The following is a 14,704-nucleotide window of genomic DNA, read 5'->3' on the forward strand; positions in this document are numbered from 1 at the left end:
GGAACAGGGGCACAAAGCCTGTGTCCCGGGAGGTTGTCAGGGTCGGTTCCAAGGGCCGGGATTGACCCGGTAAAGCAACGCGGAGCCGGCGATCGCCCCCAGGATGATGCCCATGGCCGGGTTCCCCATCGCCCGCCCGGCGAAGTAACCGGCGACGGCGCCAATCACGGCGCCGAGGAACAGTCCCCTGCGGTTGCGGTGCGGTCTTGTGGCCATGGGTCCAGCGTACCGGGGCGGTTGCGGCCCTGGGACGGCTCAGCTAGATGGAGGGCGCCGGCGGACGTCGGCGCTAGTGGATGGAGGGAACCGTGCGCGGGCGGACCACCAGCCACAGCGCCGCCGCGGCCAGCAGGATGCTGGTGGCCTGGACGCCGCCCATGACGGTTGCCGAAATTTCGCCGAACCAGCCCACCACCGGGGAAACGAGGCCGGCCATCATGAAGGTCGCGGCTCCCAGCAGTGATGCGGCGGTTCCTGCCTGGGCGCCGTGCTTGGAGAGGGCCAGGACCTGGACGCAGGGGAACGTAAAGCCGGTGCCCAGGATGTAGAACCACAGCGGCACCATCACGCCCCAGAGCCCGAGGCCGAACTGGTCGAAAACGACGATCAGCAGCGCCATCAGGAACATCCAGGCGGTGGAACAGGCCAGGATCCACTGCGGCGGAACCCGCTTGATCACCCGCGAGCTGGTCTGCACGCCGGCCACGATGCCCAGCGAGTTGATGCCGAAGAGCAGGCCGTACTGCTGGGGGGTGAACCCGTAGATGTTCTGGAAAAGGAAGGGGGAAGCGGACAGGTAGGCGAAGAGCCCGGCAAAGTTCATGCCGCCAAGCATCAGCAGGCCCACGAACATGCGGTCTGAAAAGAGCAGTTTGTAGCGCTGACCCGCCGTCAGCCCGGACTGGCCCCGCAGTTCCGGGGGCAGGGTTTCACGCACCAGGAGGATGGCGGCGATGATCACCAGCGTGCCGTAGCCGGCCAGAAAGTAGAAGATGCCCGGCCAGGGCATGATCAGCAGTAGCTGGGAGCCGATGACCGGCGCCAGGATCGGGGCCAGGCCGTTGACCAGCGCCATCCTGGAGAACATGCGCACCATGGCGTACCCCGAGAAGAGGTCCCGCACCATGGCCATGGCCACCACGCCGCCGCCGGCCGCGCCAATGCCCATAAGCACCCGGAAAATCCCCAGCGTCGCCAGGTCCGTGGACAGGGCTGCGCCGAGCGAGGCGGTGATGTGCAGCGCCGTGGCAAGGATCAGCGGCAGCCTACGCCCGAACTTATCGCTCAGCGGTCCCACCACCAGCTGTCCCAGGGCGAAACCCACGGTTGTGCCGGTCAGCGTGAGCTGGACTTCCGCTTCGGACACCCCGAGGCTCGCCTCGAGAGCGGGAAATGCCGGCAGGTAGAGATCGATCGTAAAAGGACCGAGCGCCGTCAGGGCGCCGAGGAGGAGGATGTACAGGATTTTCCGGTTGCGGCTCAGGGAGTCGCCCGGATTGGCGGGAATGCTCACAGGGACCAATCCTAGGGCCCCCGGATCACACTTTTACAGCGTTGCAGGGCGCGCCACGGGTTATTACCCGAAGAAGGGTCCGAAGCTGAATGATAGTTTTGTCAACGGGGAGTGTGTGAAGCCGCGCAGGCCCCCGGAATCCACCGGAATCCGAATCAAAGATGGAACCAGTTAGGCGGGATCGATGAGCGGACGACACAGCGGCCGGACAACAAGCGGACTGAGCATTGGAGCGCTACCCAAAACGCTGAGGCTTGTTGCCAAACTGGCACCACGGCAGCTCAACGACGAGATCGCCCTGGCGAAGATCGAAGTCAAGCGCAAGGGCATCCAGGTCGGGGTGGCTGCCGCGTTCCTCGCTGTGGCACTGGTGTTCGTCGCCTTCCTCGTTACGGGGCTCATCGTGGCCGCCATCATGGGCCTCGCCACCATCATGCCTGCCTGGCTGGCAGCCCTCCTGGTGTGCGCAGTCTTCCTTGTCATCGCCCTCATCGGCGCCCTGATCGGCATGCGCAAGTTCAAGAAGGCCATGCCGCTGGTGCCGGAAGACACCATCCGCGGACTCAAGCACGATCTCGGTATCGTGAAGGAAGGCTCGGAATTCAACCCGGCCGTCCTTGATCCGAACTCCGAGGAGGCCAAGGCCGCCAAAGCCGCCAAGGAAGCGAAGGCAGCCAAGGAAAAGGCCGAAAAAGAAGCCAAGGCCGCTGCCGAAAAGGTTGACGTACCCGTCCCCACGGAAGCTGAACTGCGGAGCCGCCTGGACAAGCGCCGCCGGCACCTGACGGGCGTCCGCGACGAACTGGGCGAGGAGCTTGACGTCAAGACGCAGGCGCAGCTGCTGCTCGCTGTCACCGAAGCCCGGCTGAAGTCCGGCAAGGCCCGCGCCGGCCACCAGGTGGAATCCCTCAGCCACTCCGCATCGACCTTCCTGAACCGCGCCGGCGAAAGCCAGGCCGGGGCGCGCTGGAAGCCGCTGGCCGCGCTGGTCGCATCTGCGGCTGTCCTCGTTGTTCTCCTCCGCAAGCTCCTCAAGGGCTAGGACTAACCGGCGCCACCCAGGCAGCCGAAGCGGGAATCGAAGGAGGTGAGGGATGAAGTTCATTAACGCAGGAGCGCGTCCGGGCCAGCGGCACGTAGACAGTGACGCCGTCTTCACCATCCCGAACATCCTGACGGTCGTCCGCTTCATGGGCGTCCCGTTGTTCATCTGGCTGGTCCTCGGGCAAAAGGAGTACGCCCTCGCCACGATCGTGCTGGTGGTCATGGGCAGCACGGACTGGGTGGACGGATACATTGCCCGCCGCTTCAACCAGACGTCCAGGCTGGGCCGGATCATGGATCCGATAGCCGACCGGATGGCGCTCATTGCCGTGGCCGTCACCCTCGTCATCGCCGGCGTCGTGGAATGGTGGTACCTGACTGCCCTGGTGGTCCCGGACGCCATCCTGATGGCCGTTTCGCTGTACTATTTCCGCAGCCACCCGGACCTCCCCGTCAGCCGCATTGGAAAAATCCGCACCGCTCTCCTGCTCGTGGGCACCCCGTTGCTGGTGCTCGCCAAACTGCCCATTCCGCTGACCGAGGTCTATTTCGTGGCGGCATGGATCTTCCTTGGCCTCGGCCTCATCGGCCACTGGGTGGCCGCCTACAACTACTTCCGGGCCATCATCCGTAAGGGCAGGCTCAAGGCTGCGAACGACGGCGGACACGGCTGATGGTGTGGCTCGCCGTCTTCCTGGCGGTGCTGGGTGCCTTTTGCCTCGCCATCGGAGCTCAGCGGCAGGGAAGTGCGGTCAAGGCGGATACCGGCGGGCTGGCGCTCAGCACGCACGGCTTCCTGCGGCTCATCCGCAACCCGCGCTGGGTGTTCGGATTGCTGCTGCTCGGTGCCGGCATGGCCATGAACGCTGTCGCGCTCGTCTCGGCGCCGCTGACGGTGGTGCAGCCGATCGGGGCCATCGCACTGGTCATCACCACGGTGGTCAATGCCAAGGACCAGGGACTGAGCATCAACCGGGCCACGGTAGTGGCCATCTCGGCCTGCGTCACCGGCTCCGCGGCCTTCGTCCTGCTGGCGGTAAACGCAACGCAGGAAAACCATCACGTAAGTTTCGACGACGAACTCACCATCGTCCTGCTGCTCGCCCTCGCAGTGGGACTGTTCGGCACGCTGGCGCTGGTGTTCAAGCACCGCATGAGCGCCTTCATCTACATCCTGGGGGCGGGGGTACTTTTCGGCTTCGTGGCAGTGCTGACACGCATCATCGGCAAGCACTTGCTCGACCCCAACGGGCTGGCACTGCTCAACGTGCAGTGGTATTCCGTGGTGGCCATCGTTGCGGCGGGCGTGCTGGGCTCATGGTTTGTCCAGTCGGCGTACTCAGGCGGTCCGCCGGACCTTGTCATCGCCGGGCTGACGGTCATCGACCCCATCGTGGGAATCGCCATCGGCATCGCCATCCTCGGCGAACTCCGTCCGGATGTCCACGCCGTGCTGGCGATTGCCATGGGGGCGGCCGCTTCCCTTGCTATCGTGGGGGTAATCGCCCTCTCGCGGCACCATCCCGAAGTGACCAAGCGCAAGAAGGACGCGCGCAAGGCCGCAGGGCGGGTGTCCTAGGGGCGAGTGATACCCAGACTTCACCAGAAGTCCCGGCGCGACAGCGCCGGGGGCCAGCAGGCCGCCACAGCCAGCGCTGACCGCACAGTGACCACCAGGAGCTCTCCACGTGACCATGCCCGACAGCCAGCAACCACTTACTATCCTGATTGCTGCGGACACTTACCCGCCCCACGTCAACGGAGCCGCGCAATTCGGATACCGGCTGGCGAAGGGCATGACGGAGCGGGGACACGACGTCCACGTGCTGGCATGCCGGCAGGACAAGGGCAAGAGCTTCACCGAGTTCCGGACGGAGGGCACCGTCCACCGGATCCGCTCCCACTCGGTGCCCACGCACGAGTACTTCCGGATCACGTTCCCCTGGGAGATCAAGAAGGAAATCAGCCTCCTGTTCGACCGCGTCAAGCCGGACGTGGTGCACATCCAGAGCCACTACATGATCGGCGAGCATGTGCTCTACGAAGCCGAACGGCGCGGAGTGCGGATCGTGGCCACCAACCACTTCATGCCGGAGAACCTCAATCCCTTCCTGCCGTTCCCGCAGTGGTTCAAGGACATCGTGGGACGCATCTCGTGGAAGGACATGGGCAAGGTCATGGGGCGGGCCGACGTCGTCACCACTCCCACGCCGCTGGCCGCCAAGGCAATGCACCAGCATGCGTTCCTGCGCAAGGTCCTGCCGCTCTCCAACGGCATTGACTCGGCTGCGTACGAACTCCGCGAGGGCGAAGTGATCGAGCGGCACCGGCACCCCACGGTGCTGTTCGCGGGCCGCCTGGCCGAGGAGAAGCACGTCAACGTCCTCATCGACGCCGTGGCGAAGACTCCCGCGGAGCTGAACGTCCATCTGGAGATCGTCGGGGGAGGCGAGGTCCGCGCCGCCCTCGAAGCGCAGGTGGCCCGGCTGGGACTGGAACCGCGCGTGAAGTTCCTGGGCCTGGCCAGCGATGCCGAACTTCGCGAGGCCTACATCAAGGCGGACCTGTTCTGCATGCCGGGAACGGCCGAGCTCCAGTCCCTGGTCACGCTGGAGGCCATGTCCGCTTCCACCCCTGTGCTGCTGGCGGATGCCATGGCGCTGCCGCACCTGGTGCGCGACGGCGAGAACGGCTACCTTTTCACGCCCAACGACAGCGACGACCTCGCCGCCAAGATCACCAAAGTGCTGCAGCTGCCTGCTGAGGATCTGGCGGCGATGGGCAAGGCCAGCCGCTGCATGGTGGAACCGCACAGCATCCAGGGGACCCTGCAGACGTTTGAAGACCTTTACCGCGGGGCCACCTACGACGACAAAGTGGTGTAGTCCCGCGTGGTGCCGCCGGCAGCCGGAGTGCGGGTGCGCGTATCAGGCCATTACTATTGCTAGAGTGTTTTTGCCCCGGAACTGCCGAGGCTCCGTGTGGAGCCGGCAGTCCGCAGGGCGCACGGGGCTATAGCTCAGCTGGTTAGAGCGCGGGACTCATAATCCTAAGGTCCTCGGTTCAAGTCCGAGTAGCCCTACAAGATTTCCAGCCGCCGGCCCAGCCGGACCGAGATCCTGTGCCAACAGCACCTATGCCAGGGAGCCGCGGCCGATGTTCAGACATCGGACGCGGCTCTTTTTGTTGCCGCTGCGGGCTTGGCAGGGGACGGTTTTCGCTTGCCCGCCGCCGCACCCTGCGGTATGTTACTCATGAGTAACTTAAGCGCATGCGCGACACCCGCCCCTACTGGTCGCCGCTGATCACCGTGAGGAACACCATGTCCAAAGCTGCAATCGACATCAACAACCTGCCGTACGCCGACGGCGACTTCTTCGCCTTCGAGCAGCTGCTCAGCGCCAAGGAACGCGACCGGCTGGCCGAAGTCCGGGATTTCCTGGCCCGCGAAGTCAAGCCGATCGCGGTGGACTGCTGGAACCGGGCCGAGTTCCCGATGGACCTGATCCCCAAGCTGGCCGAGATCGACCTCGTCAGCCCCGTGCGGCGCCAGGGATACTCCAACCTGTTCGCCGGCATCCTGCATGCCGAAGCCACGCGCGCGGACACCTCCATCGCCACCTTCCTGGGCGTCCACGACGGACTCTTCACGGGCTCCATCGAGGCCCTCGCCTCGCAGGAACAGCAGGAAGCCTGGCTGCCTGACATCTATTCGCTGAAAAAGATCGGCGCCTTCGGCCTCACTGAACCGCTGGGCGGCTCCGATGTTGCCGGCGGCACCCGCACCACCGCCCGCCGCGAGGGCGACAGCTGGGTCCTCAACGGCGCCAAGCGCTGGATCGGCAATGCCACGTTCTCCGACTGGGTTGTCATCTACGCCCGGGACGTCGCCGACAACCAGGTCAAGGGGTTCCTTGTTGATACCCGGACCGAGGGTTACAGCGCCGCGAAGATTGAAAACAAGATCTCCCTGCGCACCGTCCAGAACGCCGACATCACGCTCGAGAACGTCGTGGTGCCGGACTTCTTCAAGCTCGCCAACGCCAACGGCTTCAAGGACACCAACAAGGTCCTGAAGGTGACCCGCCTTGCCGTGGCGTGGCAGGCTGTCGGCCAGCAGCTTGCGGCCTTTGACGTCGCCCGCCGTTACGCCGTGGAACGCAGCCAGTTCGGCCGGCCGATCGCTTCCTTCCAGCTGGTCCAGAACCAGCTCGTGCAGATTCTTGGCAACGCCGTCAGCTCCATGGGCATGATGGTCCGCCTGTCCCAGCTTGAGGACGCCGGGGAGGCCAAGGACGAGCAGTCCGCCCTCGCCAAGGCTTTTACGACGGCGCGGATGCGCGAAAGCGTGGCCATCGGCCGCAGCCTCCTGGGCGGCAACGGCATCGTCACGGACTTCGAGATGGCCAAGATCTTCTCCGACGCCGAGGCGATCTACTCCTACGAAGGCACCCACGAGATCAACACCCTGGTCACCGGCCGCGCCATCACCGGGATTTCCGCGATCGTGTAGCCGTCCCGGGCGGCCGTTCGCGGGCGCCCGCCGCTGATCCCATCGTGGCCCTTCATCCTCAGTCCGGCGCACCCATGGGCAGCAGAATGGAGGGCCGCAGGTCTGTGACAAGGGACAGCGGGTTGATGTAGTCCTCCCCCCGCCGCACACCCCAGTGCACGCACGGCGTCATCGCGCAGTGCCCCGCCACCACCGTCCCGAGGACATCCCCCTTCGATACCGCCGCGCCGGCCGGCAGGCTGCTCTCCACCGGCTCAAAACTGCTGCGCAGGCCGTTGCCGTGGTCGATGGTGATCACGGGCCGGTCCACTACTACGCCCACGAAGCTGACGGTGCCGGACTCCGGCGCGGTGACCGGGGCGCCGTCGGCCGCCGCCTGGAGGTCCACGCCGCGGTGCCCGCTCATCCATGGCTTGTCCGGGGGGTCGAACCCGCGGAGTACTGCCGGCCTGGGTGGCAGCGGCCAGTCCCAGCCGCCGGCACCGGGCGTGACCGCAGCGCCGGAGGCGGGGGCGACGGCTAGCATGGACAACAAAATGGCGGCCGGGACGGCTCGGGCTTTCATCCCTTCAGCCTGCAACCCCTGGATGACGGCCGGAAGGGATGCGCCTGGCTATGTGGACAAGCCGGGCGGCACGCTATGCGGGGACGCTTTGTTGGCGCGCATTGCGGGCGCGCATTGCGGGCGCGGCGGGGCCCGGAACTGGTCTGATTCGGCGGGGCCGCTGTAGTACACTTGATGGAGCAGTTTGCTGTGCCCTCAACGATGCCCGGCCGGCGGTTCATGCCACCTTCTGGTCGCTTGGTCCATCCGGTCGTTCTAGTCAGCACGTCTCATTCAGAGGTGCGGGGGAGCAGTGGCTGACTACGCGTATCCAGCCCTCCTCAGAAGAAGCTCCACGCTTCCGGTGCGGAGGACTGCGCCTCCTGCGGTCCCTGCCATATGGCACGGATGGGAAGCGCAGTGGATGCCAGGAGTAACGCCCGCCTGGGCGAAGCTAATCAACCGTCAACTATTGGCAGGGTAAGAGAGCCATGGGCTTTCTCATGAATGACCTGCCGGAAGGAGCGTCGGCATGCCCGTCGTAACTATGCGCCAGCTGCTTGACAGCGGCGTCCACTTTGGACACCAGACCCGTCGTTGGAACCCGAAGATGAAGCGCTTCATCTTCACGGAGCGCAACGGCATCTACATCATTGACCTGCAGCAGTCGCTGTCCTACATCGACCGCGCCTACGAGTTCGTGAAGGCCACTGTTGCACACGGCGGCACCGTTCTCTTCGTCGGCACCAAGAAGCAGGCGCAGGAATCCATCGCCGAACAGGCCACCCGCGTTGGCCAGCCGTACGTCAACCAGCGTTGGCTCGGCGGTATGCTGACCAACTTCCAGACGGTCTCCAAGCGTATCCAGCGCATGAAGGAACTCGAAGAGATCGACTTCGACGACGTCGCCGGTTCCGCGTACACCAAGAAGGAACTGCTGCTCCTTCGCCGTGAACTCACCAAGCTGGAAACCAACCTCGGCGGTATCCGCAACCTGACCAAGGCACCGTCCGTGCTCTGGATCGTGGACACCAAGAAGGAACACCTCGCCGTTGACGAGGCCAAGAAGCTGAACATCCCGGTTGTTGCCATCCTGGACACCAACTGCGACCCGGACGAAGTCGACTTCCCGATCCCGGGCAACGACGACGCCATCCGCTCCGTCAACCTGCTGACCCGCGTTGTTGCCGACGCCGTTGCCGAGGGTTTGATCGCCCGTAACCAGCGCGCAACCGGCACCACGGAAGCTCCGGAAGAGCCGCTGGCCGAGTGGGAGCGCGAGCTCCTCGAAGGCAGCAAGGCTGAAGAAGCTCCCGCTGCTGCAGAGGCACCCGCCGCAGAGGAAGCCCCGGCAGCTGCCGAGGCAACCGAAGCTGCAGCCGGCGAAGCCGACGCTGCCAAGTAGGCAGACAAGTAAATCTGGACCATCCCCGGCACTGTCCGCAGTGCCGGGGGTTTCTGACAGGATGGCCGCTCACTCGGTGAGCTGCCGTCCTGTCAGTCCGTACACCACACAAAATTTCTAGACAGAGGGGTTCACATGGCGAACTACACTGCCGCTGATATCAAGGCTCTGCGCGAGCGCACCGGCGCCGGCATGATGGATGTCAAGAAGGCTCTTGACGAGGCCAACGGTGACGCCGAAAAGGCCATCGAGATCATCCGCATCAAGGGCCTGAAGGGCGCTACCAAGCGTGAAGGCCGCTCCACCGCTGAAGGCCTGGTTGCTGCCAAGGTTGCCGGCGGCGTCGGCGTGATGATCGAGGTCAACTGCGAGACCGACTTCGTCGCCAAGGCTGACAAGTTCATCCAGCTGGCCGACAAGGTCCTGGCCGTGGCGGTCGAGTCCGGCGCAGCCGACATCGAAACCCTGCTGGCCACCGAAGTTGACGGCAAGCCGCTGTCCGAGGTTGTTGTCGAAGAAGGCGCAATCCTGGGCGAGAAGGTTGTTGTCCGCCGGATCTCCCGCATCGAGGGCGGCACGGTTGACGCCTACCTGCACAAGACCTCCAAGGACCTCCCGGCCCAGGTCGGCGTCCTGTTCGCTGTCGACGGCGAAGGCGAAGCTGCCGCGACCGCTGCACACGACGTAGCCGTCCACATTGCCGCAATGGCTCCGAACTACCTGAGCCGCGAAGACGTTCCCGCTGAGCTGGTGGAGTCCGAGCGCCGCATCGCCGAGGAAACGGCAAAGGCTGAAGGCAAGCCCGAAGCTGCCATGACCAAGATTGTGGAAGGCCGCGTGACGGGCTTCTACAAGGGTGAAGTGCTGGTTGACCAGGCATTCGCCAAGGATGCCAAGAAGTCTGTGGCGCAGGTCCTCGAAGAGGCCGGCGTCAAGGGCACCGCCTTCGCGCGTTTCCGCGTCGGTTCCTAGTTAGTCACGCAAAGGGGTGGTCACTTCGGTGGCCGCCCCTTTTGCATGCAACCGCAGCGTTGCAGGCTGCGTTTACGGCCGGGGGAAATAGCACCTTTGGCCATCCGGCACGATAACCTAGCTCAGAGCTCATTTACGGGAAGGCACCATGGAAACCGTCAACAATTCTGTCCAGTCAGAGAAGAGCCGGCGTCGCGTCCTCCTGAAACTTTCCGGCGAGGTCTTCGGCGGCGGCAAGCTCGGCGTGGACCCGGACACCGTCCGCGGAGTCGCCAAGCAGATCGCCGCAGCAGTTCCCGACGTCGAGGTTGCGATCGTCGTGGGCGGCGGTAACTTCTTCCGCGGCGCCGAACTGTCCCAGAGCGGCATGGACCGCTCCCGCGCCGACTACATGGGCATGCTGGGCACCGTGATGAACTGCCTCGCCCTCCAGGACTTCCTGGAACAGGCCGGGGTGGAAACCCGCGTGCAAAGCGCCATCACCATGGGACAGGTGGCTGAGGCATACATCCCGCGCCGCGCCATCCGCCACATGGAAAAGGGCCGCGTCGTGATCTTCGGAGCCGGCGCCGGACTGCCTTATTTCTCCACCGACACCGTGGCTGCCCAGCGTGCGCTGGAAGTGCACGCCGACGTCGTGCTGATGGCAAAGAGCGGAGTGGACGGCGTCTACACCGCCGACCCCAAGAAGGATCCCGGCGCCGAAAAGCTGGACCACCTCAGCTATGACGATGCCCTGCGCCGCGACATCCGCGTGATGGACCAGACGGCCATGACCATGTGCAAGGACAACAACCTCACCATGGTGGTGTTCGGCATGGAAGGCGAAGGCAACGTCACCCGGGCGATCCGCGGAGAGCAGCTGGGCACCGTAGTCACCCCCTAGCAACGGCTAGGATGATTTGAGGAAGGCCAGCCCGGAGGGCGGGCCGCAAAGACGGAACGAACCGTGCATTGTTCCGGCCAGCCGGAATGCACCAATTTCTGAGGAGAGACCGTGATCGAAGAAACCTTGCTCGAAGCCGGGGACAAGATGGACAAGGCAGTCGAGGTAGCCAAGGAAGACTTCGCCTCGATCCGCACCGGCCGGGCAAACCCGGGCCTCTACAACAAGGTGCTGGTGGACTACTACGGCTCACCCACTCCGCTGCAGCAGCTGGCCTCCTTCGCGATCCCGGATGCCCGGACCATCCTTATCACCCCGTTCGACAAGACCGCCCTGCGCGATATCGAACGCGCCCTCAGCGATTCCGAGGTGGGCGCCAACCCGTCCAACGACGGCAACGTCATCCGGATCACCATTCCGGAGCTGACCAAGGAACGCCGCAAGGAATACGTCAAGATCGTCAAGGCGAAGGGCGAGGACGCGAAGGTGTCCATTCGGAACATCCGCCGCAAGGCCAAGGAAACCCTGGACAAGCTCGTCAAGGACGGCGAAGCGGGCGAGGATGAGGGCGCGCGCGGCGAGAAGGAACTCGACGCCATCACGAAGGCACACGTTGACGGCATCGACGATCTGCTCAAGCGCAAGGAAGCCGAGCTGCTCGAGGTCTGATGGATCAGGCACAGCAGGGGCCCGGACCCAGGGTCCGGGCCCGGGGGAAGCAGCGCGCCAACCCAACGCCCAAGGCGGGAAGGAATCTTCCAGCCGCCACTGTGGTGGGTCTCGCGATGCTCTTCGCCGTTTTGGGGGGCCTCCTGTTCCTGCCGCTCGGCTTTGTCCTGGTCACCACCACGTTCGCCGTGTTCGGCGTCTGGGAAATCTTCCGGGCCCTTGAGGTCAGCGGCACCCGCCTGCCCATCGTTCCAGTGATGGTGGGAACGGTGGGAATGCCGCTCGCTGCGTACTTCGGCGGGCTGGAGAGTCTGCTCTTTGGGCTGGTGGCAAGCAGCGTGGCCGTGCTGCTGTGGCGGACCATCGAGAGCGCGGCAGGGTCGGCCCGCAGCATCTTTGCCGGCGTTTTCACCCTGGCATGGGTACCGTTCTTCATCAGCTTCGCGATCCTGCCGCTGCACGGGACGGGGAGCGTGGCGCCCGTGGGCCTTTGGCCGGGCGGAGTGATTCCGGCCGGAGCATGGCAAATCGCCACGATGCTCCTGCTGGTTGTTTCCAACGACACGTTCGGCTACCTCGTGGGAGCGTCCTTCGGGAAGCATCCCATGGCGCCGAAGATCAGCCCCAAGAAATCGTGGGAAGGGTTCGCAGGCTCCATCGCCGGCGCCACTGCCGTCGGCGTCCTCGCCTGCCTTTTCCTCCTGGACAAGCCGTGGTGGGTGGGCGTGGTGCTCGCCGTCGGCATGGTGGCCGCGTCCACCATCGGCGACCTGGCCGAATCCATGGTCAAAAGGGAACTCGGCATTAAGGACATGAGCAGCATCCTGCCCGGCCACGGCGGCGTGATGGACCGCCTGGACTCAATCGTCTTCGCCTCCCCGGCGGCATTTATCCTGTTCACAGCCGTTTCCGGGGCCTGAGGCTTCCTGCCCGGCAACAACTCGGCGCCGTAGACTGGTGCGGAGCAAAAACGGCTGATCAGCACTGAAGGAAAGCAACGTGACAGTGGACATTCAACGGCAGATCCCTGCGTCATTTGACCGCGTGCAGCGGAACGAATACGGCTACAACGCCAAGCAGGTGGACCAGTTCCTCCAGCGCGCACGGATTTCGTTCGAGAACCCGGGGGCAGCCGCCCAGGTCATCAAGAGCGCCGACGTCCGGGCCGTCTGCTTCGATCCCGTCAAGGGCGGTTACGCCGCGGCGGGGGTCGACGCAGCCCTGGACCGCCTGGAGGATGCCTTCGCCCGGCGCGAACGTGATGAGCTCATCGCCGCGCGCGGCGAGGACGCCTGGCTCCGTGAAATCGGCAAGCTGTCCGGCCTCCTGCGCGGCCGGCTGCACCGCCACGACGGCGAACGGTTCCGCCGGCCGGCGGGCGGCCGGGTCCGAAGCTACAACACCGTGGACGTGGACAACCTGTGCCACGACCTCATCGGCTACCTAGAGCATGACCAGCCGCTCAGCGTTGACAACGTCCGCCGCGCGGTCTTCCGCCAGGCCAAGGGCAAGGACGGCTACGAAGAAACCCAGGTGGACGCCTTCCTGGACCGCGTGGTCGAGCTCATGGCGGCCATCGACTGACGGTTGCGGGCGTTCCCCGTCGGTTCGCCGTCGGGGCAACCCCTGGCAACACCGGACCCTGGCGTTCAAAGGCCCTTAGCGTTCAATCGTGCCTTGGCGTTCGGTGGCCAGCGGGCGTTCCGGCGTGTGCAGCCTGGTCATCACCTTCGTCAGGGTCCGCGGCACGCGGCCCTTGGTGGCACGGGAGACCAGGACCATCACGGCGAAGGCGGCCGGGACTGTCCAGGCGGCCGGCTGTGCAAGCCACTGCGGCATCGCGGCCCCGGATGCGGCCGGACCGGACAGGGCCCCGGCAACCAGGGCGCCGCCGCACAGCACCCCGCCGGTCACCATGCCGGCGATGGCACCGGCATCCGTGAGGCCGCGCCACCAGATTCCAAGCAACAGGGCCGGGCAGATCGTGGAGGCAGTGAACGCGAACACCAGGCCCACGCTGCCGGCCAGCGCCAGGGAGTCGGTCATGAACGCGAAGCCCAGCGGCACGGTTGCCGAAACCAGGGCTGCCAGCCGGAAGCCGCGGACACTCCCGCCCAGCACGTCCTGGCTGATGACGCCGGCCAGGGAGACCACCAGCCCCGACGTGGTGGACAGGAACGCGGCGAACGCCCCCGCCACCACCAGCGCTGAGAGCATGTCCCCTGCGGGTCCGCCGATCAACCGGCCCGGCAGCAGCAGGACCAGCGCATCCGACCGGCCACCCTGTGCCAGGCCGGGGGCGAACATGCGGCCCAGCAGCCCGTAGGCGGTGGGAAAGAGGTAAAACACGGAGAGCAGCCCCAGCACGATCAGTGTGGTGCGGCGAGCCGAATGCCCGTCCGGGTTGGTGTAGAACCGCACCAGGACGTGCGGCAGCCCCAGCGTTCCAAAGAGCAGGGCAACCAGCAGCGAGATGTTCTGGTAGGGGCCGGTGGGGGCCAGCCCGGTGGGATTGGTGTTGGCGTCGGCCACGGCCGGGGCACCGTTGCCGGCCAGCACGAGGGCGATGAACACCACGGGCACGGCCAGTGCCGTCAGTTTCAGCCAGTACTGGAATGCCTGCACAAAGGTGATGGAGCGCATCCCGCCTGCCACCACCGTCAGGCACACGACGATGACCACCGCCACGGATCCCACCCACGACGGAAGCCCGGTGGTGATGCGGATCGTCAGGGCCGCGCCGTGGAGCTGCGGGACAATGTAGAGCCAGCCCACCACCACTACCACCAGGCTGGTGACGCGGCGGACAGCCCGTGAATCGAGTCGCACTTCCGTGAAGTCCGGGATGGTGTAGGCGCCCGAGCGCCGGAGCGGTGCGGCAACGAACAGCAGCAGCATCAGGTATCCCGCGGTGTAGCCGATGGGAAACCAGAGGGCATCCGTGCCGGAGAGCAGCACCAGCCCGGCCACACCCAGGAAACTGGCGGCGGACAAGTACTCACCGCCGATTGCTGACGCGTTCCACCACGGGCGGACTGTCCGGGAGGCCACGTAGAAGTCGCCGGTCGTGCGTGAGATCCGCAGCCCGTAAAACCCGATGACGGCGGTGGCCACGGAAACGGCCACCAACGCCGCGATGCCCACCACCGGGTTCACTG

15 protein-coding genes and 1 tRNA gene are annotated in these 14,704 nt (G+C 65.4%); 12 read left to right on the top strand and 4 right to left on the bottom strand.

The window, feature by feature from the left end; all coding sequences use genetic code 11:
• Positions 1-36: 36 nt before the first annotated feature.
• Positions 37-216, bottom strand: coding sequence for a hypothetical protein (locus tag RW112_RS17005; RefSeq protein ID WP_317782884.1), 180 nt, complete (start codon positions 214-216; stop codon positions 37-39).
• 73 nt (positions 217-289) lie between these two features.
• A complete protein-coding gene (locus tag RW112_RS17010) occupies positions 290-1,513 on the bottom strand; it encodes a multidrug effflux MFS transporter (protein ID WP_317782885.1) in 1,224 nt (407 codons plus the stop codon).
• 184 nt (positions 1,514-1,697) lie between these two features.
• Between RW112_RS17010 and RW112_RS17015 the strand changes: the two genes are divergently transcribed.
• The 6 genes from RW112_RS17015 (at position 1,698) to RW112_RS17040 (ending at position 7,070) form a co-directional block, all read left to right on the top strand.
• Entirely contained in the window at positions 1,698-2,555 is an 858-nt protein-coding gene (locus RW112_RS17015) for a phage holin family protein (protein ID WP_317782886.1), read from the top strand.
• 52 nt (positions 2,556-2,607) lie between these two features.
• Positions 2,608-3,231: a CDP-alcohol phosphatidyltransferase family protein gene (locus RW112_RS17020; protein ID WP_317782887.1), complete on the top strand. Its 624-nt coding sequence runs from the start codon at positions 2,608-2,610 to the stop codon at positions 3,229-3,231.
• Positions 3,231-4,136 carry a DMT family transporter gene (locus tag RW112_RS17025; protein WP_317782888.1) on the top strand — a complete coding sequence of 302 codons (906 nt, stop codon included), beginning with the start codon at positions 3,231-3,233 and terminating at the stop codon, positions 4,134-4,136. Before RW112_RS17020 ends, RW112_RS17025 begins: the two co-directional genes overlap by 1 nt.
• Positions 4,137-4,245: 109 nt before the next feature.
• Positions 4,246-5,442, top strand: a complete 1,197-nt coding sequence (locus RW112_RS17030; protein ID WP_317782889.1) for a glycosyltransferase — start codon at positions 4,246-4,248, stop codon at positions 5,440-5,442.
• Between the two features lie 123 nt (positions 5,443-5,565).
• Positions 5,566-5,639 (top strand) — tRNA-Ile (locus tag RW112_RS17035).
• Between the two features lie 240 nt (positions 5,640-5,879).
• Positions 5,880-7,070: an acyl-CoA dehydrogenase family protein gene (locus tag RW112_RS17040; protein ID WP_317782952.1), complete on the top strand. Its 1,191-nt coding sequence runs from the start codon at positions 5,880-5,882 to the stop codon at positions 7,068-7,070.
• 58 nt (positions 7,071-7,128) lie between these two features.
• Here the strand turns inward: RW112_RS17040 and RW112_RS17045 are convergent, their stop codons facing one another.
• Complete coding sequence (locus tag RW112_RS17045) at positions 7,129-7,635, bottom strand: M23 family metallopeptidase (protein WP_317782890.1); 507 nt, start codon at positions 7,633-7,635, stop codon at positions 7,129-7,131.
• Positions 7,636-8,146: 511 nt separating this feature from the next.
• On the opposite strand from RW112_RS17045, the gene rpsB reads away from it, so the two are divergent.
• The 6 genes from rpsB (at position 8,147) to RW112_RS17075 (ending at position 13,130) form a co-directional block, all read left to right on the top strand.
• Positions 8,147-9,019, top strand: a complete 873-nt coding sequence (gene rpsB, locus RW112_RS17050; RefSeq protein WP_305940330.1) for a 30S ribosomal protein S2 — start codon at positions 8,147-8,149, stop codon at positions 9,017-9,019.
• A 135-nt stretch (positions 9,020-9,154) separates the two neighbouring features.
• Complete coding sequence (tsf, locus tag RW112_RS17055; RefSeq protein WP_305940331.1) at positions 9,155-9,991, top strand: translation elongation factor Ts; 837 nt, start codon at positions 9,155-9,157, stop codon at positions 9,989-9,991.
• A gap of 148 nt (positions 9,992-10,139) precedes the next feature.
• Positions 10,140-10,877, top strand: coding sequence for a UMP kinase (gene pyrH / locus RW112_RS17060; protein WP_317782891.1), 738 nt, complete (start codon positions 10,140-10,142; stop codon positions 10,875-10,877).
• 111 nt (positions 10,878-10,988) lie between these two features.
• Positions 10,989-11,546, top strand: a complete 558-nt coding sequence (frr, locus tag RW112_RS17065) for a ribosome recycling factor (protein ID WP_305940332.1) — start codon at positions 10,989-10,991, stop codon at positions 11,544-11,546.
• A complete protein-coding gene (locus RW112_RS17070; RefSeq protein ID WP_317782892.1) occupies positions 11,546-12,466 on the top strand; it encodes a phosphatidate cytidylyltransferase in 921 nt (306 codons plus the stop codon). Before frr ends, RW112_RS17070 begins: the two co-directional genes overlap by 1 nt.
• Before the next feature lie 79 nt (positions 12,467-12,545).
• The gene (locus RW112_RS17075) at positions 12,546-13,130 is read left to right on the top strand and encodes a DivIVA domain-containing protein (RefSeq protein WP_317782893.1); all 585 of its coding nucleotides are present in this window, start codon (positions 12,546-12,548) and stop codon (positions 13,128-13,130) included.
• Positions 13,131-13,205: 75 nt separating this feature from the next.
• Here the strand turns inward: RW112_RS17075 and RW112_RS17080 are convergent, their stop codons facing one another.
• Positions 13,206-14,702 carry a cation acetate symporter gene (locus tag RW112_RS17080; protein ID WP_317782894.1) on the bottom strand — a complete coding sequence of 499 codons (1,497 nt, stop codon included), beginning with the start codon at positions 14,700-14,702 and terminating at the stop codon, positions 13,206-13,208.
• Between the last annotated feature and the right edge of the window lie 2 nt (positions 14,703-14,704).

Origin of the sequence: Arthrobacter sp. B10-11, assembly GCF_033142195.1 — a bacterium.
Taxonomy (GTDB): Bacteria; Actinomycetota; Actinomycetes; order Actinomycetales; family Micrococcaceae; genus Arthrobacter; species Arthrobacter oryzae_C.